The sequence below is a fragment of the Sphingomonas sp. Xoc002 genome, assembly GCF_050408055.1.
In the GTDB taxonomy this organism is placed as follows: Bacteria; Pseudomonadota; Alphaproteobacteria; order Sphingomonadales; family Sphingomonadaceae; genus Sphingomonas; species Sphingomonas yabuuchiae.
The window spans coordinates 664365-685120 of sequence record NZ_CP191175.1 but is presented as its reverse complement, the minus strand read 5'-3'; the positions used below and the strand labels follow the sequence as shown (position 1 = coordinate 685120).

General features: G+C 65.9%; 21 protein-coding genes. 12 read left to right on the top strand and 9 right to left on the bottom strand.

The genetic code is table 11. From position 1 onward, the window contains the following. Positions 1–5: 5 nt before the first annotated feature. Positions 6–1004, top strand: coding sequence for a 2-hydroxyacid dehydrogenase (locus tag ACQR50_RS03370; RefSeq protein WP_428969779.1), 999 nt, complete (start codon positions 6–8; stop codon positions 1002–1004). 276 nt (positions 1005–1280) lie between these two features. On the opposite strand, the gene ACQR50_RS03365 is transcribed toward ACQR50_RS03370, so the two are convergent. Then, complete coding sequence (locus ACQR50_RS03365) at positions 1281–1772, bottom strand: hypothetical protein (protein ID WP_428969778.1); 492 nt, start codon at positions 1770–1772, stop codon at positions 1281–1283. Between the two features lie 32 nt (positions 1773–1804). Between ACQR50_RS03365 and ACQR50_RS03360 the strand changes: the two genes are divergently transcribed. Continuing rightward, positions 1805–1996, top strand: coding sequence for a hypothetical protein (locus ACQR50_RS03360; RefSeq protein ID WP_042486195.1), 192 nt, complete (start codon positions 1805–1807; stop codon positions 1994–1996). Position 1997: 1 nt separating this feature from the next. On the opposite strand, the gene ACQR50_RS03355 is transcribed toward ACQR50_RS03360, so the two are convergent. The 4 genes from ACQR50_RS03355 to ACQR50_RS03340 all read right to left on the bottom strand — a co-directional run bounded on the left by ACQR50_RS03355 (position 1998) and on the right by ACQR50_RS03340 (position 6189). Next, positions 1998–2483, bottom strand: a complete 486-nt coding sequence (locus ACQR50_RS03355) for a hypothetical protein (RefSeq protein ID WP_428969777.1) — start codon at positions 2481–2483, stop codon at positions 1998–2000. 6 nt (positions 2484–2489) lie between these two features. Beyond that, positions 2490–3893, bottom strand: coding sequence for an NAD(P)H-dependent flavin oxidoreductase (locus ACQR50_RS03350; RefSeq protein WP_322539171.1), 1404 nt, complete (start codon positions 3891–3893; stop codon positions 2490–2492). Positions 3894–3994: 101 nt separating this feature from the next. Further along, positions 3995–5131 (bottom strand): glycosyltransferase family 4 protein, encoded by a 1137-nt coding sequence (locus ACQR50_RS03345; RefSeq protein ID WP_428969776.1) that lies wholly within the window; start codon positions 5129–5131, stop codon positions 3995–3997. A gap of 197 nt (positions 5132–5328) precedes the next feature. After that, entirely contained in the window at positions 5329–6189 is an 861-nt protein-coding gene (locus ACQR50_RS03340) for an alpha/beta fold hydrolase (RefSeq protein ID WP_428969775.1), read from the bottom strand. A gap of 37 nt (positions 6190–6226) precedes the next feature. Here ACQR50_RS03340 and ACQR50_RS03335 point away from each other — a divergent pair, with 37 nt between their 5' ends. Then, positions 6227–7603, top strand: a complete 1377-nt coding sequence (locus tag ACQR50_RS03335; RefSeq protein WP_428969774.1) for a protein adenylyltransferase SelO family protein — start codon at positions 6227–6229, stop codon at positions 7601–7603. A gap of 142 nt (positions 7604–7745) precedes the next feature. Continuing rightward, positions 7746–9167 (top strand): succinylglutamate-semialdehyde dehydrogenase, encoded by a 1422-nt coding sequence (astD, locus tag ACQR50_RS03330; RefSeq protein ID WP_428969773.1) that lies wholly within the window; start codon positions 7746–7748, stop codon positions 9165–9167. 43 nt (positions 9168–9210) lie between these two features. Here astD and ACQR50_RS03325 read toward each other — a convergent pair whose 3' ends face one another. After that, positions 9211–12240, bottom strand: a complete 3030-nt coding sequence (locus ACQR50_RS03325; RefSeq protein ID WP_428969772.1) for a TonB-dependent receptor domain-containing protein — start codon at positions 12238–12240, stop codon at positions 9211–9213. 164 nt (positions 12241–12404) lie between these two features. On the opposite strand from ACQR50_RS03325, the gene cobA reads away from it, so the two are divergent. From cobA to ACQR50_RS03300, 5 genes are read left to right on the top strand one after another with little or no spacing between them, the layout of a single operon-like run. Next, the gene (cobA, locus tag ACQR50_RS03320; protein ID WP_428970632.1) at positions 12405–13196 is read left to right on the top strand and encodes a uroporphyrinogen-III C-methyltransferase; all 792 of its coding nucleotides are present in this window, start codon (positions 12405–12407) and stop codon (positions 13194–13196) included. Then, the gene (locus ACQR50_RS03315) at positions 13193–13489 is read left to right on the top strand and encodes a DUF2849 domain-containing protein (RefSeq protein WP_056430319.1); all 297 of its coding nucleotides are present in this window, start codon (positions 13193–13195) and stop codon (positions 13487–13489) included. The genes cobA and ACQR50_RS03315 overlap by 4 nt, the downstream gene beginning before the upstream one ends. 10 nt (positions 13490–13499) lie before the next feature. Next, on the top strand, positions 13500–15125 hold the full coding sequence (locus ACQR50_RS03310; protein WP_428969771.1) for a nitrite/sulfite reductase: 1626 nt from the start codon (positions 13500–13502) through the stop codon (positions 15123–15125). Further along, on the top strand, positions 15118–15576 hold the full coding sequence (locus tag ACQR50_RS03305) for a DUF934 domain-containing protein (RefSeq protein WP_056430324.1): 459 nt from the start codon (positions 15118–15120) through the stop codon (positions 15574–15576). Before ACQR50_RS03310 ends, ACQR50_RS03305 begins: the two co-directional genes overlap by 8 nt. Then, complete coding sequence (locus ACQR50_RS03300) at positions 15569–16303, top strand: phosphoadenylyl-sulfate reductase (protein WP_428969770.1); 735 nt, start codon at positions 15569–15571, stop codon at positions 16301–16303. Before ACQR50_RS03305 ends, ACQR50_RS03300 begins: the two co-directional genes overlap by 8 nt. Before the next feature lie 15 nt (positions 16304–16318). Here ACQR50_RS03300 and ACQR50_RS03295 read toward each other — a convergent pair whose 3' ends face one another. From ACQR50_RS03295 to ACQR50_RS03285, 3 genes are all read right to left on the bottom strand, one after another. Next, complete coding sequence (locus tag ACQR50_RS03295; RefSeq protein ID WP_428969769.1) at positions 16319–16570, bottom strand: helix-turn-helix transcriptional regulator; 252 nt, start codon at positions 16568–16570, stop codon at positions 16319–16321. 141 nt (positions 16571–16711) lie between these two features. Continuing rightward, the gene (locus ACQR50_RS03290) at positions 16712–17419 is read right to left on the bottom strand and encodes a hypothetical protein (RefSeq protein ID WP_428969768.1); all 708 of its coding nucleotides are present in this window, start codon (positions 17417–17419) and stop codon (positions 16712–16714) included. Positions 17420–17527: 108 nt separating this feature from the next. Continuing rightward, the gene (locus ACQR50_RS03285) at positions 17528–19021 is read right to left on the bottom strand and encodes a replicative DNA helicase (protein ID WP_056430330.1); all 1494 of its coding nucleotides are present in this window, start codon (positions 19019–19021) and stop codon (positions 17528–17530) included. A 97-nt stretch (positions 19022–19118) separates the two neighbouring features. Here ACQR50_RS03285 and ACQR50_RS03280 point away from each other — a divergent pair, with 97 nt between their 5' ends. From ACQR50_RS03280 to ACQR50_RS03270, 3 genes are read left to right on the top strand one after another with little or no spacing between them, the layout of a single operon-like run. Further along, the gene (locus ACQR50_RS03280) at positions 19119–19601 is read left to right on the top strand and encodes a UPF0262 family protein (protein WP_056430331.1); all 483 of its coding nucleotides are present in this window, start codon (positions 19119–19121) and stop codon (positions 19599–19601) included. Beyond that, positions 19601–20275 carry a GH25 family lysozyme gene (locus ACQR50_RS03275; RefSeq protein ID WP_428969767.1) on the top strand — a complete coding sequence of 225 codons (675 nt, stop codon included), beginning with the start codon at positions 19601–19603 and terminating at the stop codon, positions 20273–20275. The genes ACQR50_RS03280 and ACQR50_RS03275 overlap by 1 nt, the downstream gene beginning before the upstream one ends. Continuing rightward, complete coding sequence (locus ACQR50_RS03270; RefSeq protein WP_428969766.1) at positions 20272–20724, top strand: cytidine deaminase; 453 nt, start codon at positions 20272–20274, stop codon at positions 20722–20724. Before ACQR50_RS03275 ends, ACQR50_RS03270 begins: the two co-directional genes overlap by 4 nt. Positions 20725–20756: the final 32 nt, after the last annotated feature.

Here is a 20756-nt window from a genome sequence, read left to right as displayed (position 1 = left end):
TGGTCATGGTCGATCCACGCCGCTGCCTGAACCCCAGGGTGGTCGTCACCCGCGAACTGCCCGATCCCGTGATGGAGCGGATGGCCGCGCTGTTCGAGACACAGCTCAACCAGGGCGACGAAAAGCTCAGCCGCGAGCAACTGGCCGCCGCCATGGCCGATTGCGACGTGCTGGTCCCGACCGTCACCGATCCGATCGATGCCGACCTGATCGCGAATGCCGGACCGCGCCTGAAGCTGATCGCCAATTTCGGCGCGGGTGTGAACCATATCGACCTGAAGGCGGCGCGCGCGCGCGGCATCATCGTCACCAACACGCCCGGCGTGCTGACCGAGGACACCGCCGACATGACGATGGCGCTGATCCTGTCGGTGCCGCGCCGCCTGCCCGAAGGGGAAAAGCTGGTCCGTTCGGGCGCGTGGAAGGGCTGGAGCCCCGGCGGTATGCTGGGCCACCGGATCGGCGGCAAGGCGCTGGGCATCGTCGGCATGGGGCGGATCGGCCAGGCGGTCGCACGGCGTGCCCGCGCCTTCGGCCTGTCCATCCATTACCACAACCGCCGCCGCCTGCCCGCCAGCGTGGAGCAGGAATTGGGCGCGACCTGGCACGACGATCTCGACGCGATGCTGGGCGCGGTGGACATCGTGTCGATCCACACACCGCTCAACGCCGACAGCCACGACCTGATCGATCGCCGCCGCATCGCGCTGATGCGTGCCCACGTCTATCTCATCAACGCCAGTCGCGGCGGGATCGTTGACGAGGACGCGCTGGTCGAGGCGCTGGAGAAGGGGCAACTGGCCGGGGCAGGGCTGGACGTGTGGCGCCACGAACCCGAGATCGACCCGCGCCTGCTCGCCCTCCCCAATGTCGTGCTGACCCCGCATATGGGCTCGGCCACATTGGAGGGCCGCGTCGCCTCGGCCGAAAAGGTCATCGCCAATATCCGCAGCTGGGCCGATGGCCATCGCCCGCCGGATCAGGTGCTGGAGGGATGGCTATAGACGCGATCGGCATCGGAGGTGCCAGTCCCCCCTCGCCCCTCTCTGAGGGGAGAGGGTTGCGCAGACTTGGTCTTTGCGAAAGCAAAGGCCTAGTCGGAGCTGGGTGAGGGGTGAAGCGCTCGAAGAGCGCGCGAACCTGAAGGTTCGCTCAACCCCTCACCCAAGCTGCGCTAGCCAGCACGCTGGCAAGCTCCGCTAACCCTCTCCCCTGTCCAGGGGAGAGGGAAGAATGAACTAGTTCTATTTCGTTCTCCCCAAACCCCGGACTCAGCGCGATTATTCGGCGGCCTGCACGACGAAGGTGAACCATGCGCTGTCGGCGTGATCGTAAAGCTGGACGACCTGATCCTCGATCCGGCAGGTGAAGTGGCCCGCGCTGCTGCGGTCGAAGCCCTTCGTCGTATCGTCGGCGATTTCCATATAGATTGCGGCACCCGTTCCGGTTTCGCGCAGTTCGGGAAGCGTGCCGCCGAACTTCACGTTCCGGTCGCCGTCCAGGCCCTGCAGATGCTCGCCCCGAGCCTCCGCCGCGATGCGGCGGTGCCGGTCCTGCGTCTGGTCATAAAGCCCGGCCACCTTCCGGCCGGTCACGAGCGCATGGGACGAAGCGGCGATGATCGCGCGGATATCTGGTTGCATGACGTGCGACTGACACAGCCCATGGACCGGATCAACCTCGCGCTCGATGATGGTGACAGGCTGCTGGAAAGAGCGCCTTTGATCCATGTCAAATTGTTGCAATGCGGAACCGTTGCTGCGGGATTGCATTCCCCTCCTGTCATTCAACGGGAGCTACCACCATGAAAAAGCTGGCAATTACCTTCACCCTGGCAGCCGCGGCGATGTCGATCTCGGCCTGTTCGACGCTGAAGGGGGCCGCCATCGGTGGTGCGGGCGGCGCAGGCGTGGCGGCGGCGACGGGCGGCAGTGTCGAGCGTGGCGCGGCGGTCGGTGGCACGGCGGGCGCGGTCGTCGGGACCGTCGCCGACTAATCTATCGTGCGGGAGCGGCGGCCTTCCCCGCCGCTTCCGCCATCAGTGCCCGGATACGCGGCGCATCCTGGGGCCGCCCGAAAAGGCGAAACAGCGCGAGCAATTCCTGCTGCTCGGGCACGAACAACGGCCCATCGGATTTCATGATCCGCTGACGCGTGCGGGGTTCGACACGCTGCCAGCCTCCGGCGACGGCGACATCGAGACCGGCCATCACCTCGACCGGAACCGGCGCAGCCTCCCAGCATGCGAAAGCCGTCGAGCGGAACAGCGGATCAGGCGGCAAGACGATCGGCACGATACCCAGCCGATCGAACACCGCATCGGCCAGCCCGGCCTCGATCAGCAGATCGACATCGTCGACCGGACCGGCATCGATACCATGCAGCGTCAGCGCCGCGCTGCCGATGATCCACCAGCCATCGGGGAAGGACGCCATCGCCCCTGCGACGCTGTGCAACGTCGCGCAGAGTTCCGGCGTCATCATGATGGATCAGTCTCCGGTCAGGATGCGGTCGACCAGTTGCTTCACGGTCGGCACGAACCCGTTCGAGTAGAAGGGGTCACGCTTGAAGTTATAGGCTGCGTGCCCGGCGAACATCAGATTCTGTTCGACATCGCCGCCATGCGCGATCTCCTGCAGCGTCTTCTGAATGCAGAAGCTGCGCGGGTCGGCCAGACGGCCGGTCGAGTTGGTTTCGCTGTCCGCCCAGCTGGAGAACAGGCACTGCGACAGGCAGCCCATGCAGTCGGCCTGATCCTTGCGGATTTCCTTGGCCTCTTCCGGGCTCACGAACACCAGCGTGTTGTCGGGCGTCTTCAGCGCCATGGTGAAGCCCGCGCCGAACCATTCGCGCGCGCGGAGCAGGTCGCCCTTCGTCACCCAGAAATTCTTGCCCTTCACGCCCACGTCGAGCTGGAAGACATGGTCGCCCGCTTCCTGGGTCGAGAAGGCGATCTGGCGCTCCGAACGCGCCTCCAGGCCGCGCAGGAAGGGATTGCGCACCGCGCTGGAATAGAAGCCGGTCGGCGAGAAGCGGTGGAGAAGGACATCGCCCTCCTCGATCGTCATCAGCCGCTGCTTCCACTCTTCGGGGATCGGGCTTTCCTGGGTCAGCAGGGGGCGCGTACCGAACTGGAAGGCAATCTTGCCGAGTTCGGGATTGTCGATCCAGTCGTTCCAGTCGCGAAGATACCAGACGCCGCCCGCCATCACGATCGGCACTTCGTCCGAGATACCGCCCTCGCGCATCGTGTCGCGCAGCGCTTTCACACGCGGATAGGGGTCCTGCGGCTGCAACGGGTCCTCGGCGTTGGACAGGCCGTTATGGCCACCGGCGAGCCAGGGATCCTCATAGACCACCGCCGCCAGCCATTCCGACGCCTTGGAATAGGCGCGCTTCCACAAGGCGCGGAACGCGCGGCCCGAGGAGACGATCGGCAGATAGCTGACCTGGTGATGCGCCGCGATCTCCGACAGCTTATAGGGCATACCCGCACCGCAGGTGACGCCCGCGACCAGACCCTTGGTGCGCGCCAGCACGCCTTCCAGCACCCGCTGCGCGCCGCCCATTTCCCACAGCACGTTGATGTTGATCGCGCCCTTGCCACCGGCAATGTCCCAGGCGCGCTTCACCTGCTGGACCGCACCCTCAATGGCGTATTCGATCAGTTCCTCATGCCGCTCGCGCCGGGTCAGCGCGCGGTAAATCTGGGGAATGATCTTGCCCTCGGCGTCATAGCTGTCCGCGTTCACCGCCGACACGGTGCCGACGCCGCCCGCCGCCGCCCAGGCACCGGCAGAAGCGTGATTGGTCGCAGCAACGCCCTTCCCGCCTTCGATCAGCGGCCAAACCTCGCGGCCGTTGTACAGGATGGGGCTTAGGCCTTTGAACACGTCTTCACCTTACTGGTCCGAAAGGGTTTCATATAGCGTGTTAGGATCGCTATGCGAGGGGAATTAACGGCACCCCTTCGTGCCGGGTTCCGCCACGACATTCAGCCGAGCGCGCCGGGTCGTCCGAGCACCTGTTCGTAGAGCGCCTTGTAGCGCGCGACCATCTGTGCCTGGTCGAACTCGGCACGCACCCGTGCCTGATTGGCCGCCCCCGCCTGGGCGCGCAACTCGGGATGCGTGATCAGCGCCTGGATCACGTCGCGCAGGCGCACCTCATTGGGGGCGTCGGCGATGAACTGGCGATTGGGCTCGGACACCATCATCGGCACGTCGCCCACCGGCAGCGAGGCGACGGGCAGGCCCGCCGCCATCCCCTCCAGCACCGAGATCGGCGCCTGTTCCGACAGCGACGACAAGGCGACGATGTCGAAGTGGCGGATGTAGTTGTACGGCCGCTCCAGGAAGCCCGGCATCACCAGCCGGTCGGCGATGCCCATGGCGGCGGCGGCCTGCATGATGTTCGCCCGTTCCGGCCCTTCGCCGACGATCACCAGCCGGAAGCGGTTGGGTATGCCGCCCATCGCGCGGACCAGCATCGGCAGATTCTTGACCGTCCGAAGCCCCGCCAGCGCGCCGACGACGATCTCCTTGGGCTGGCGGACGAAACCGGGAATGCCCTTGGGATCGGGATCGCGGGCATAGAGCCGGGTGTCGATGCCGTTGGGGATGCGATGCACGCGCTCGGCAGGCTGTTTCCAAGTCTGGCGTGCGATGCCCTCCAGAATATGGCTCGGCACCGCCAGCGCGTCCGCCGCCGACAGGGCGATGCGGCGATAGATGTTGCGCTCGATCTTGAGGCCCCGCGCCTCGTCGGCATTGAAACCGTCCTCGTGATGGACCAGCGGCGGCGCGCCCTTGGAATAGACGCGGCGTGCCATCACCCCGTCGATCGCACCCCAATTATACGTCAGCACCAGGTCGAAGCGGCGCATATAGCCCGCAATCGCCTCGTACCGCTTGACCGAGGGCTTGCCGGTCAGCGGCGGCGCATCCTGCGCGATCTCGTAGCGGATGCCCTTGGCGATGGCATCGCGCGCGCCCAGTTCGTCGGGCAGTCCCGAGACGATGGTGTGCCTGGCGGCATCGCCGAAGGCGTTCATCAACGCGACCGCCCGCGCCTCCTTGCCGCCCAGCGAGAAGGAGGAGTGGAGATGCAGGATGTTCAGCGGACGGGCCATGCCCGCCGGATTAGCGGGCGGCGGGCCACATGAAAACCGCCCGCGCCATTTTCCTCCCCTGCAAGGGGAGGTGGCAGGCCGAAGGCCTGACGGAGGGGTGTCACGGTTGGAGATGTTGGGGATCGCTCGCGACCGGGGATACCCCTCCGTCACGCTTCGCGCGACACCTCCCCTTGCAGGGGAGGACGAGTATCGGCCTATTCCGCAATCTTGTCGAGCAAGCGGCCGATCCCCGCCAGCGCCTCGGGCTCGGTCAGCAGCGGCGTGTGGCCGACACCCGGCACCGTCACCAGTTCGGACGGCGACAGGCGCTCTACCATCCGCTCGGCGACGCTGGCGCTCAGGATATCCGACCGCTCGCCGCGCACCACCAGCGTCGGCACGCCGTTGAGCGCGTCCAGCGCGGCCCACATGTCCGGCCCGCCCTCGGTATTGGGTACGCGGAACGGCTCGGCGATCTTCAGGTCGTAATCGAGCACGATCCGCCCTGTGCTAGTCAGGCGATGCGTGCGCTTGGCCATGGCCAGCCAGTCCTCGACGCCCCAGCCGGGATAGACGTCCTCGTTATTCTCCTGGACGCAGCGCGCGGCGTGCAGCCAGGTGGGAAAGCTCTGCCCCTTGCCGACATAACCGCGGATACGCCCCAGCCCCGCCGCCTCGATCTCCGGCCCGATATCGTTGAGCACCGCGCCCGCCAGCCGCCCGCGCGCGGTCGCCGCCAGCACCATCGTCACGATCCCGCCCAGCGAGGTGCCGACCGCGACGAAGCGGCCGATGCCGAACTCGTCCAGCATCGCCTCGACATCCTGCACGTATGTCAGCGGCACATAGCTCATCGGATCCTTGGCATAGGCACTCTCGCCCCGCCCCCGGAAGCTGACCGCGATGACCCGCGCGCGGCCGTCCAGCGCCTCGGCCAGCCCCTCGAAATCGCGGGCATTGCGCGTCAGGCCGGGCAGGCAGATGACCGGGGGCAGCGTATCGTCCCCCGGATAATCCCGTGCATGGAGCCGCAGGCCGTCCTTCGACCACCAATATCGATTCTCATGAGGGATCATGCTTGAAGGTCCTCCGGTGCCGCCTCCATATCGCGGCATGCCCGTATCCCCGCAAGCCTATCGCCCTTCGACCGCCCTGACCGAGATCGCCGATTTCATCGCCGATCCCGTCGCGCCCGCCGATTTCCCGCAGACGATCATCCGCTTCCGCAACGACCGGGCGGCGGCGGAGATCGGGCTGGAGACGCTGACCGATGCGGAATGGACCGCGCATCTCGGCCGGTTCCAGCCCTTGCCCGACACGCTGCCGGGGCCCTTCGCGATGCGCTATCACGGGCATCAGTTCCGCCATTACAATTCGGACCTGGGCGACGGACGCGGCTTCACCTTCGCGCAGATGACGGCCCGCGATGGCCGGTTGCTCGAACTCGGCACCAAGGGGTCAGGGCAGACGCCGTACAGCCGCTCCGGCGACGGCCGCCTGACGCTGAAGGGCGGCGTGCGCGAAATCCTGGCGACCGAGATGCTGGAGGCGCTGAACGTCCCCACCTCGCGCACGCTGTCGATCATCGAGACGGGCGAGGCGTTGCACCGGGGTGACGAGCCCTCCCCCACCCGCTCGGCAGTGATGGTGCGGATGAGCCATGGCCATATCCGTATCGGCAGTTTCCAGCGGCTGGCCTTCGAACGCGACGAAGCGGGAATGCAGCGGCTGGTCGCTTATGTCCTCAAGCATTTCTACGGCGAGGACTCGGACGATCCCGTCCGGCTGCTGACCCTGGTGGCGCAGCGGACCGCGACGCTGGCGGCGCGTTACATGGCCGCCGGGTTCGTCCATGGCGTGCTCAATTCCGACAATATCAACGTGACCGGCGAGAGCTTCGACTATGGCCCCTGGCGGTTCGCCCCCACCTGGGATCCCGAGTTCACTGCCGCCTATTTCGACCATAGCGGCCTCTACGCGCTCGCCCGCCAGCCCGAGGCGATCCAGTGGGACGTGATGCAGCTCGCCTCCAGCCTGCGCCTGATTGCCGAGAGCGAGCCGCTGATCGCCGCGCTGGAGGGCTTTGCCACGACCTATCAGCAAGAGATCGTGACCGCGATCCTCTGGCGGCTGGGGCTGACCCCGCGCGGCGGCACCGAGGACCGCGCGCTCGTCCAGACTTTCGAACGCGCGCTGCGGGACAGCCAGGCGAGCCTAGACCGCGCCTATTTCGATCTGTTCGGCGGACAGGTGCCGGATCATTACGACGAGACGTGGAACGCGCTCCGCGACCTGATCGAGCCCTATGCCCCACGCCGCCTGCGCGACGATGCCTATTGGCAGGGCGAGCCCGAGTCGATGCTGATCGAAGAGGTCGAGTCGATCTGGGCCCCGATCGCCGAGCATGACGACTGGACCCTGCTCCACGACAAGGTCGCGCGGGTGCGTGCCATGGGCCGGGCGCTTGCCGACCCGGTTGCGGCGGCCTAGCATCGCATCACAAGGGCCTGACTCCCCCTTCCCTTTCGGGGGAGGGGCCGGGGGTGGGGCGCCCGCCCCAGACCTGGCATCGGTGGAGAGGCCCCACCCCAACCCCTCCCCTGAAGGAGAGGGGCTTGCCTGGATCCATGCCATGTCATCACCGCGCACGATCGAAACGCTATCGACCTATGAACCCGCGACCGGTGCGCTGATCGCCGAGCTTCCCATCGGCGATGCCAGTACGGAGGTCGCTACCGCCAGGGCGGCATGGGCCGGTTGGGCGACGACGCCACTGGCCGGGCGGATCGAGACGCTGCGCCGCTTTGCCGAAATCGTGCGGGGCCGCGCCGACGCCTTTGCCGACCTGATCGCGCGCGAGACGGGCAAGCCGCTCTGGGAAGCGAGGACCGAGGTCGACACCGTGATCGCCAAGGTCGCGATCTCGATCACCGCGCAAGCCGAGCGCGCGGGCGAGCGTTTCACCGAGCAGCCGGGCGGCGGGCGCATGGCGCTGCGTCACCGGCCGCATGGCGTGCTGGCGGTGCTGGGGCCGTATAATTTCCCCGCCCATCTGCCCAACGGCCATATCGTGCCAGCCCTGCTGGCGGGCAATGCGGTGGTGTTCAAACCATCGGAAAAGACACCCGCGACGGGCGCGTTCCTGGTCGAATGCTATCATGCGGCGGGGGTGCCCGATGGGGTCGTGCGGCTGCTGATCGGCGGACCGGATCAGGGCCGGGCGCTGGCGGGCCATGAGCAGATCGACGGGCTGCTGTTCACCGGTTCGGCGCGCACGGGCCTGGCGCTCAACCGTCAGTTCGCCGAGCGGCCGGAGAAAATCCTGGCGTTGGAGATGGGCGGCAACAACCCGATCATCGTCTGGGACGATCCCGACCTCGACGCCGCCGCCGCGCTGATCGTCCAGTCGGCCTATACCACCGCCGGACAACGCTGCACCGCCGGGCGACGGCTGATCGTCGAGGACCGGCTGTTCGATCCGCTGATGACGGCGCTGACCCGGCTGGTCGACCGGCTGATCCTCGGCGCGCCGCATGACGAGCCCGCGCCCTTCATGGGGCCGGTGATCGACAATGACGCAGCGGACCATCTGCTCACGCGGGTCGAGGAACTGGTGGGGAGCGGCGCGAAGACCATCCGCCCGCTGGAGCGCATCTCGCCCAACCGGCCGCTTCTGACCCCCGCCATCCTCGACGTCGGCACCGTCGCCGAGCGTCCCGACGACGAGCTGTTCGGCCCTGTCCTGCAAGTCTCCCGCGCATCCGACTTCGCAGACGCCATCGCGCAGGCCAACGCCACCCGTTACGGCCTGTCCGCCTCGCTGATCTCGCCCTCGCGCGAGCGGTACGACGCCTTCTGGACCGGCATCCGTGCCGGGATCGTCAACTGGAACCGCCCGACCAACGGCGCGGCCTCCAGCGCCCCGTTCGGCGGCATCGGCTGGTCGGGCAACCACCGCCCCAGCGCCTATTACGCCGCCGATTACTGCGCCTATCCGGTCGCCAGCGCCGAAAGCGACAGCGCCGCCGCCACGATCCCGATCGGCCTGCGCTGATAGGGAAAAGGCCCGGAACCTGGGTTCCGGGCCATCGCATCGGTCAGAAGCGGGCGGAGATGCCGACCCGCATCGTACGTCCCCGAACCGTATAATAGGTCGGGAATGTGTTGAAGTTCTGCCCGATGCCATAGCTGGTATCGAAGCCGATCAGCGGCGGGTCCTTGTCGAACAGGTTCTGGACGTTGAAGCGCACGTCGATCCCCTTCACCAGCGTGATATTGGTGTTGAAATCGAAATAGCTGTAGGCCGGGATACGGTTGGCCAGCGGATAGGTCTGGCCCGGTGCCGCCTTCAGGATCGGGTTGCTCGAAAGTTTCGAGTTGTCGGTGCCAGCGATATAGCGCCATGTGAAGCCCAGGCCGCCCTTGATCCAGGGAAGCTGCCAGTTGACGCCCGCGACATGCCGCCAGCGCGGCATCGGATCGGCGCAGGCAAAGCCGAAATAACCCAGGCACGACCAGGGCGTGTTGTTCGGCGCGAACTGACGCTCGAACTTGGTGGTCAGCGTGCCGTTGAAGTTCAGGCCGAAGGTGCCGATATTCTCTTTCAGCCCGAAGCGCTTGGGATCGAGGGCGTAATTGGTGCTGAAGTCGATGCCACGCGTCGCGGTATAACCCGAATTGTTGTAGCGCGCATCGGCGACCAACAGGCGGCCGGTCTGCGGATCGCGCTGGTACAGGTTGCAGAAGAACTGGACCTTGTTGTCATAGCATTGGTTGAACGCCATGCCGATGCGGGTCCATTCGAACGCGCCCTGGATGTTGATGTCGTACCAGTCGACCGATGCCGTCAGGCCGGGGATGAAGCGCGGCTGGAATACGACACCCAGCGTCTTGCTGCGCGACCGCTCGGGCTGAAGATCGGGGTTGCCGCCATTGACCAGCGTCGTCGGGCAGAAGCCGTTGGTGTCGCAACCGGTATAGCTGGACAGTGCATCATATTGCGCCCGCGTCATGCCGATCGAACACTGGTCGAAGGTGTAACGCTGGGCCTCCTGCCCGTTGCTGGCGGCGCGCGGCGGCGCGCAAAGGTCGAGCATCAGGGTGTTCGGATAGCGGTTCTCGCCCTCCAGTCGTTGCTGGACGCCGACGCGGACCGCACGATTATAGCTGCCGCGGAACCGGATGCCGTCGAACGGCGACCAGCTCGCCTCCGCCTTCCAGCTGTGAATCAGCTTCTCGTAAATGTCGTAATCGGAAATCCGATAGCCGCCATTGACGCTGAGTTCCTTGAAGAACGGCTTGTTCTCGACCAGCGGAATGTCGATCTCGCCGCCGATTTCGCGGACCGTGGTCCGGCCGTCGAAGGTCGTGAAGGTCGACCAGGCGCCCACCCCCTTCGATTGGTTACGATATTTGCGATACTCGCCGGTAATCGCAAAACCGATCCCATTTTCCGCGAACGGACTCTTTAGGCCATAGTCTTCCAGCGTGCCCGACACGATGCCGTTGATGACCTGAAGATCGTTCTGCTGGCGGCGGCTGCCGTCTGCGGTCAGATATCCGTAGGCCGCATCGCTGATCGAGACATTGGATGAGAAGGCATCGACCGGCTGGCAGAACGGGTCCGAGCCGTCGATCTTGGACAGGCAGGTCGGCACACCATTCACGTTGCGGACCTGCAGCCCGCGCGCCAGGCGCTGTTCCTGGTCGGGCAGCCACATGTGATCCGAATAGCCCCGCATAATGTTACGGGTCTGCTGATAGCTCAGCTCGAAGCGGATCTTGTCGACGATCATGCCCGACAGGTTCAACGACCCGCGCCAGTCCGACGTGGTGTTGCGGAAATTCTGGATCATGCCCGGACGGAAGAGCCATGCAGCGATCGGAGCGCTCAGCGCCGTCGTACCCGCTGCTGCGCCGCAGATTGCCTGTGCCTGCTGTTGACCTAAAAAGGGGTTGTCGCAGTTGATCGGAGCGGCCGATGTCCAGATGCCGCCGTCCAGCGAATTGGCACCTCGTTCGACGATACTGGTATAGAGGAAGCTGCCGTTCAACCGCATTCCGGCGGGCAAGTCGGCGCTCAGGAATCCGCCGGCATTCATCTGCTCATTGCGACGCTGGACCGAGTCGACCCGCTGAATGCGCTGCTCGTCGTTACTGTCATAGGGGCGGAACGTCCGCGACCCGTCCCGCGCGTTGCTCAGGTCCTGATTGTTGACACCGAAATAGCTGTACGGGTTGTAAGTCGTGCCGTTGCACGTCCACTTGGTGTTGCCCGCCGCGACATTGTTCGGGTCGAACATAAGCAGAGGGCAGTTGGTGGTGTCGAGGTTGCGGAATTGGATCGGGTCCGCTCGCTTATAGGTTGCGAAAGCGCTGATGTTCAACTTGTCGTCCAGAAACGAATGTCCGGCCGCCACCGAAGCATAGTAATTGCCGCCACCCAGATAGCTGCCACGCGGATACGTATAGCCTGCATCCTGCGCCGCCTTGGCAAGCAGCGGACTGTTGTTGTTGTGATTGAAACCGCTGACTTCGCCGTCGAAGGCGATGCCGTTGAACTTGCGCTTGACGATGAAGTTCACAACGCCCGCAATCGCGTCCGAGCCATATACCGCCGAGGCGCCCCCGGTCATGATGTCGATACGCTCGATCAGCGCGCCGGGGACGATATTGACGTCATTGTCCATACGCTGCCCGTTAAGCAGCGTCAGCGTCCGGCCCGCACCCAGATTACGCAGCCCGACAGGCGCCGCACCTGAGGTCCAGGACGATCCTTGAAGGCCCAGCATCGGCGTGATCTGCGGCAGCTGCGCCAGGGCGTCCTCGACGCGCGCCAGGCCCCGCTCCTTCAGATAGGTCGCGTCGATCGTCGTGATCGGCGCATTGCTGGTCATGTTGGGGCGGACGATGCGTGTGCCCGTGACGATCACGTCGCCGGGATCGGCCTTTTCCTGCTTGGCGTCGATCTTGTCGGTCGAGGCCATCACGCCGGTGACCGCTGGAACATCATCCTGCCCCGGTTCCGCCGTTGCTTCCGTCGCCACCTGAGCAGACGCGACACCCGCCCACATGAACGCCACCAATGATGCGCCGACCGCCCAATTGCGATTCGATGATTTCAACATCGCCCCTATTCCCCGAATTTTGTGTCCCTAGGGGCATCCCATCATAACTCCGAGCAAAATGCAATATTATATACTATATGCAACGCAGCATGGCGAAGCTGATCTACCCCCGCCCCAAGCATCGCTCGGTTGTGGATGGCGTCCGGGGGGATCATCTGTGGAGCATGGCTAGTCTTCTCGATCCCACCGCGCGTGGCCGCGTGATCCTGGTTGGTGCAGGCCCCGGCGATCCGGGCCTGTTGACCGTGCGCGCGGTCGAGGCGTTGAAGACCGCCGATGTCGTCGTGCATGACGGGCTGATCGATCCCCGCGTCCTCGACCTCGCGCCGCCGCAGGCCCAGCGCATCTCGGTGGCCAAGCGGCGCGCGCGGCATACGCTGTCGCAGGACGCGATCAACGCGCTGATCGTCGCGCATGTGAAGACGGGTGCGATCGTCGTGCGGCTGAAGGGCGGCGACCCGTTCATCTTCGGGCGCGGCGGCGAAGAGGTGGAGACGGTGCGTGCCGCCGGCCTGCCGGTCGAGGTGATCCCCGGCGTGTCGGCGGCGCTCGGTTGCGCGGCGGAGGCGATGCTGCCGCTGACCCACCGCGACCATAGCTCGGCCGTGTCCTTCGTCGCAGGCCAGTGCAAGGGGCTGACCGATCAGGACTGGTCGGGCCTGGCGGGCCAGGGCCGCACGCTCGTCATCTATATGGGCGTGGCGACCGCCAACGGTATCGCCGACAAGCTGATGGCCGACGGCGTCGCCCCCGACATGCCCGTCGCGGTGCTGGAGCGCGGCACGCTGGAGGGCCACCGTGCCATCCGCACTTTGCTCGCCGATCTCGGCGCGATGGTCGAGCGCGAGGCGGTGCAGAGCCCGGCGATCATCGTCGTCGGCGAAGTCGTGACCCTGTCGGATGCCGAAGACAAGCTCGCGCGTTGGGCCCGCGTGGCGGAAGGAATGGGCGCATGAAGCTGTTGACGGGCAATGACTTGGGCACCGGCGATGTGGTGTGGTGGACGGGGCGCGACTGGTCGCGTCATATCGAGGACGCGGTCGATGTCGGCGGACAAGGCGAGGCGATCCTTCGCGCCGAGGAAGGCGCGCGCCGGGTCAACGTCCCCTATCTCATCGATGCCGAGGCGACCGAACAGGGCCCCCGCCCCGCCCATATCAAGGACCGTATCCGCGCGCTCGGCCCCACGGTGCGCCCCGACCTGACGCTGAAGCCCGCCGATGCGGATGCCGGCGCCTGGGTTATCTGAGAGAACCGCCATGTATCGCTATGACGAATATGACCAGAGCATCGTCGATGCCCGTGTCGAGGAATTTCGCGACCAGGTGGAACGCCGCCTGTCGGGCGCACTGACCGAGGATCAGTTCAAGCCGCTCCGGCTGATGAACGGCCTCTATCTCCAGTTGCACGCCTATATGCTGCGCGTCGCGGTGCCCTATGGCACGCTGGACAGCCGCCAGATGCGGATGCTGGGCCATATCGCACGCAAGTACGATCGCGGTTACGGCCATTTCACCACGCGCCAGAACATCCAGTATAACTGGATCAAGCTGGCCGATGCGCCCGACATCCTGGCCGAGCTGGCGACGGTGCAGATGCACGCCATCCAGACCTCGGGCAATTGCATCCGCAACATCTCGTCGGATCAGTTCGCCGGGGCGGCCGCCGACGAGGTCGCCGACCCGCGCCCCTGGGCCGAGCTGCTGCGGCAATGGTCGACCTTCCACCCCGAGTTCACCTACCTGCCGCGCAAGTTCAAGATCGCGGTGATCGCGGCGGACGAGGATCGCGCGGCGATGCGGCTGCACGATATCGGTATCCAGCTACTGGAGCGGGACGGGGTGCTCGGCGCGAAAATCTTCGTCGGCGGCGGCATGGGTCGCACCCCGATGATCGCGCATGAGGTGAAGGACTTCATCACCGCAGACCATCTGATGAGCTATCTCGAGGCGTGCCTGCGCGTCTATAACCGCTATGGCCGCCGCGATAATATCTACAAGGCACGGATCAAGATCCTGCTTCACGAGATCGGCGTCGATGCCTATCGCGAGCAGGTGGAGGCGGAGTTCGCCGCCATTCGCGACCTCGGCATCGACCCGCCGCTCGCCGAGCTGGAGCGGATCACCGCGATGTTCGCGGGACCCGACTTCGCCAGCGATGCGCCCGACACGGTCGATCGCTCCGACCCCGATTTCGCGGTTTGGCTCGACCAGAATGTCGCGGCACACAAGCAGCCGGGCCATGCCATCGTCACGATCAGCCTGAAGCCGATCGGCGGCATCCCCGGCGACGCCTCGGCCGACCAGATCGACCTGATGGCCGACCTGGCGGAGCGTTACGGCCATGACGAGCTGCGCGTCACCCACGCCCAGAACATCGTCCTGCCGCATGTCCGCAAGGCCGACCTGTACGCCATATGGACCGCACTTCGCGACGCCGGGCTGGCCGAGGCGAATCTCGACCTGATCTCGGACATCATCGCCTGCCCGGGCCTGGATTATTGCAGCCTGGCCAATGCCCGCTCCATCCCGCTGGCGCAGAAGATCGGCGAGCGTTTCGCCGGGCGACAGCGCGAGCTGGGCGAGTTGAAGCTGAAGATCTCGGGCTGCATCAACGCCTGCGGCCATCATCATGCCGGGCATATCGGCATATTGGGCGTCGATAAGAAGGGCACCGAGAATTACCAGCTGCTGCTCGGCGGATCGGGGGCGGAGGACGTCTCGCTCGGCAAGATCACCGGCCCCGGCTTCGACGAGGACGGCGTGGTCGACGCGATCGAGCGCGTGACCGACCGCTATGTCGAGCTGCGCGAGGGCGGCGAGCGCTTCCTCGACACCTATCGCCGCGTCGGCATGCAGCCGTTCAAGGAAGCGATCTATGGTTGATCCCATCACCGTGAACACGAATGCGGGCGAGACGCTGCTGCGTTTCCGCGACGATGTGGTGCATGACGAACCGGCGGTGACGCTGGATGCCTTTCTGGGCCAGACCAATGCCACCGCCGTCCGGCTGGAGGCGGGCGACGATGCGCGCGAGCTGCTGGAGCATCTGGGACAGATCGCGCTGGTCGAGATCAGCTTCCCGACCTTCCGCGACGGACGCGGCTATTCGGCGGCGCGCATCCTGCGCGAGGCGGGGTTCGAGGGCGAGTTGCGTGCGGCGGGCGACGTGCTGGTCGACCAGATCCCGCATATGCGCCGCTGCGGGTTCGACAGTTTCGCGCCGGAAAAGCCGGTCGATGCGGCGACGCTGACCAAGCTGCTGGCGCTGTACCCCCAGCCCTATCAGAAGGCCGCCGACGCCCGCGTGCCGGTGTGGAAGCTACGCCATGGCTGAGCGTGCACTCGACCGGATCGACGTTCGTCCCGCGTACACGGCGGAAGACGCCGCAGCTTACGAGGCGCGGTTCGCGGGCCTGCCTGCGCCGGAGATGCTGCGCGTCCTGCTGACCGGGGAATTGCACGGACAGATCGCGGCGGTGTCGTCCTTCGGCACCGAGTCCGCCGTGCTGCTGCATATGGTCGCAAGCGCCGATCGCGCGACGCCGGTGGTCTTTACCGACACGCTGAAGATGTTTCCCGAAACGCTCGCCTATCGCGACACACTGGTCGATCGGCTGGGCCTGCTGGACGTCCGCGTCATCCAGCCCGACGCCACGCTGTTGGCCGCCAGGGACCCGGAGGGCATCCGCCACGGGTACGACCCCGATGGCTGTTGCGACCTGCGCAAGGTCGAGCCGCTGGCGCGCGGCCTTGCTCCGTTCGAGGCGTGGATTTCGGGTCGCAAGGGTTTTCAGGCGGGCACCCGCCGCGCCCTGCCCCGCTTCGAGGTCGAGAATGGCCGGTTGAAGCTCAACCCGCTGGCGGACTGGGACAAGGCGGCCTTGGACGACTATTTCGCGGCCCATAACCTGCCCCGTCATCCGCTGGAGGTCGAAGGCTATCTCTCGATCGGTTGTGCGCCCTGCACCAGCAAGGTCAAGCCCGGCGAAGACCCCCGCGCCGGTCGCTGGCGCGGCTTCGACAAGGTCGAATGCGGCATCCACCAGCCGGTTGCGTCCTGACCTCGAAAAAAGCCGTCAGTTCCCGATGCGGGCAAGAAGCCGGATGAGTTCGGCTTGTCGATTCAAATCGGTCTTGGCGAATAGCTGACGCAGATGAACCCGCGCCGTCCCCTTGGTGATGGCGAGATGATCGGCAGCTGTTTCCAGGGATTGTCCCGCGACCATCCGTTCGGCCAATTCCATCTCCCGCGGGGTCAAACCATAGGCGCGTTGCCATCGACGAGCGAGTGAGGGCGGCATGGTGGCGGGATCGACGACGGTAACCATCGCGACCGCCTCTGCCGGAGCCAGGAGGCGCGCTCGGCCCGCCAAAGGATAGCCGGTGAGGACATAGGCCGGCTTGCCGGATGGTCGATCGACGCGACATGCGTCGGGCGCCCCCGCTCCCATGGTCAGCAGACCGATGAATCACCCGATCGCCGCGTCGGCGACACCGCTGCCGCCGCTCAGCCGCCCGCGCAAGCAGCGCAACCCGTCCCCTTGTGCGAACACGGCCTCCATCTCGGCGGTCATCCGCAGGACATGCCCGCGCTCGCCCAGCAACAGGCAGGGTTCGGTTCGCTGGGAAAGAAGCCCATCCCAATAGGCGCTGGTCATTTTTTCGGCGTGGAGGAAAGACAGTTCGAGCGCGCGTCGGATGTCCGGCAACAACCTTTCCAACCGCCGACGCGATACGCCCGTTGTCGGGCCGTCATCGACATGCCGGTGCACGGACAGACCAGCGAAGATCCGCGCCCCGTCAAGTGGCACCGTGACAGTCAGATAATGCTGCAGCCCGCCATTCGACGACTGCCACGCGAAATACTCCCGGGTGGCCGGATCGTCCCGGTCGGCATGATCGGTGTCTACATAGACATGGGCCTGGCGCCGGCTTGCCGCATAAGCGGCTTGCGGGTCGAGGCGGGCGATGCCGTCAGCGATATACCGTTCGATCCGTGACGGATCCTCATGCCGTATCTGCTGATGCCGAATACGTCCCGTCGCATCGACCACATGAAAGGTGCCGCAGACCCCGCCGAGCATCCGTGCGGTCTGCCATGTCCAGTCACCCCACAGACTTTCGTCGAGCGCGGCCGCATAAGCACCGTCGATCGCCGATTGCAGCCCATCGCCCACGGCCAGACCTCCCTTCGCCTGCGGGGAAACATGCGATAAGATTATGGGTGGAGTCTAACCTATTTGATGAGGCGCGGTCCCGACCGGTCCCATCGAACCCGGTGGGCCTCAATACCCCGCGAAATCCGTGAACCGCGTGATCGTCGGGTCGAACTTCATCACGACCTTGCCGGTCGCACCGTGACGCTGCTTGGCGACGATCAGTTCGGCCAGGCCATACACCCGCTCCACCTCTGTCGCCCACTTCGCGTGGTCCTCGAAGACCTTGCCGTCATCGCCTTCCATCGGACGCTTGGGCTCGCGCTGCATCATGTAATAGTCTTCGCGGAACACGAACCAGACCATGTCGGCGTCCTGCTCGATCGAGCCCGATTCGCGAAGGTCGGACAGCATCGGGCGCTTGTCTTCGCGCTGCTCGACCGCACGGGACAGCTGCGACAGCGCCAGCACCGGCACATTCATGTCCTTAGCCAGCGTCTTCAGCCCGCGCGAAATCTCCGAGATTTCCTGCACGCGGTTGCCCTCGGACGACTTGCCCGAGCCGGTCAGCAGCTGGAGATAGTCGACCACGACCAGACCGAGCTCGTTGTTCAGCCGCCGTTGCAAACGCCGGACACGGGTGTGCAGCGCCGAGATGGTCAGGCCGCCGGTATCGTCGATGAACAGCGGCAACTGCTCCAGTTCGGCGGCGGCGGCGGCGAGTTGGGCGAACTCGTTGCGGCTGATCTTGCCCATGCGCAGCGCTTCGGAGCTGATCCCCGACTGCTCGGCCAGGATACGCGTCGCCAGCTGGTCGGCCGACATTTCGAGGCTGAAGAACGCGACCTTGGCGCCGACCGACTCGGAGGGCGGGATGCCGTCCTGCATGTCGCGCATCCAGCGGCGCGCCGCGTTGAACGCGATGTTGGTCGCCAGCGAGGTCTTGCCCATGCCCGGACGGCCCGCCAGGATCATCAAGTCGGAACGGTGCATACCGCCGATCTTGGCGTTGACCGAGTCCAGACCCGTGGTGATGCCCGAGACATGGCCGCCCGAATTGAGTGCGCGCTCGGCATTCTTGACCGCCATGGTGGTGGCCTGGGAGAAGCTCTTGACTGCATTTTCGGAGCCGCCGTCCGCCGCGACCTTGAACAGCTCGTTCTCGGCCAGCTCGATCTGCGCGCGCGGGTTCACCTCTTCGGAGGTATCCATCGCCCGGTCGACCAGCGTCCGCCCCACCGTCACCAGCGCGCGCAGCATCGCCAGGTCGTAAATCTGCGTCGCGAACTGCCGCGCACCGATCAGGCCCGCGCCGGAACCCGTCAGCTGCGCCAGATAGGACGGACCGCCCAGCGCCTTCATCCCTTCGTCCGCCTCGAACATCGGGCGCAGCGTGACCGGCGTCGCCAGCATGTCGGTGGCGCGCAGATTCTTGATCGCCGAGAATACGCGGCCATGGACGGGCTCGAAGAAATGCTCCGGGTCCAGCCGGTCGACCAGATCGTCGGCCAGCCGGTTGTCGATCATCATCGCGCCCAGCAGCGCGGCCTCCGCCTCGATATTGCGGGGAAGCTGCTGCGGCTCGGTGGCGGCAGCGGGGTTCTGGAATGCGAGGGTGGCCATTTCGTCGGCGTTAGCGCGGAGTGGCGTCGGAGCAAAACGCATTGCGTCGATCAGCGGGGGATTTGCGGCGCACGCGCTTCGCGACTATCCCCGTCCCATGGCCGATCCCCGGATCATATCCATCGATCTCGACGAGCGCAGCCTGGGCTGGCGCTCGGCCGATGTCGAGCAGGAACGGCGGATCGCGATTTTCGACCTGATCGAGGAAAATTACTTCGCGCCGCAACGGCCCCAGGCGGACGGCTATGCCGGGCCCTATCGCATCAAGCTGGAGTCGGAAGAAGGGCGACTCGGCATCCATATGCACCGCGAGGACGGCACGCATATCGAGACCCTGGTGCTGGCGCTCGGGCGCTTCCGGCGGCCGATCAAGGACTATTTCGCGATCTGCGACAGCTATTACCAGGCGATCCGCGCCGCCACGCCGCAACAGATCGAGACGATCGATATGGCCCGGCGCGGCATCCATAACGACGCCGCGCAGATGCTGAAGGAGCGGCTGACCGGCAAGATCGAGGTGGATTTCGACACCGCGCGCCGTCTGTTCACGCTGCTCTGCGTCCTGCATATCCGCAACTGATGGCGATTCTCTGGAAAATCGGCGCGGGCCTGCTGGCCCTTGGCGCGATCAGCGCGGGCGGGCGGCACTGGGCCACCCATTGGCAGCCGCCGACCGAGCGTTATGCGCTCCAGGGCATCGACCTGCCCGAGAACCCGCCCGCCGTCGAATGGCGCACGCTGCGCGCGAACGGCGCAGACTTCGCCTATCTGGTCGCCACTTCGGGCACCGACCGGCGCGATCCGTCGTTCGAGGGCAATTGGGACGCCCTGCCCGAGGCGGGGATGCGGCGCGGCGCGGTTCATATCTATTCGCTGTGCCAGCCTGCCGCGGCGCAGGCGGACGCCTTCAACATCTTCGTGCCGCGCGCGGGCGACGCTCTGCCCACCGCGATCGACCTGTCCTTTCACGACGACTGCGCCGCCCGGCCCGAGCGCGCGCAGCTGGTCGCCGACCTGACCCGCTTCGTGTCGATGGTCGAGACGCATACGCGAAAGCCCGTGATACTGCGCGTGTCCAAACCGTTCGAGCGCGAATATGACATCACCACCGCGCTCGACCGTCCGGTCTGGGCGATCGGCAATCTGTTCAAGCCCGATTATGCCGCGCGCCCCTGGCGCATGTGGCGTGCCAGCGATTTCCGCCGGGTCGAGGGGGTGGAAGGCCCCGTCAACTGGGACGTCGTCACGCCATGAATGCCATCGATCCTCACGCCCTCATCACGGCCGCCCGCGACGCCGCGCGCAACGCCCATGCGCCCTATAGCCGCTTCGCGGTCGGCGCCGCGTTGCTGATGCAGGACGGCTCGATCATCACGGGCGCCAATTTCGAAAATGCCAGCTACGGCCTGTCGCTCTGCGCCGAGACCGTCGCGATCGCCACCGCCTCGGCGGCGGGGCGTCTGCGCGAGATCGTCGCGGTCGGCGTGATCGGCGGCGCGATGGACGCTGACGGTGCGCCGACCGGCACCACCCCGGTCAGTCCCTGTGGCCGTTGTCGCCAGGTCATCAACGAAGCCGCGCAGATGGGCGGCCGCGACTTGCCCGTCCATTGCGGCGCGGCCGAGGGCGACGCAGTGCGGACCTATCGTTTGTCGGAACTGCTTCCCGACGCGTTCGGCCCGGCGGATCTGGGGATCGGCTGAATTCTCGCGAAGGCGCGGATATCTTGTTCGCG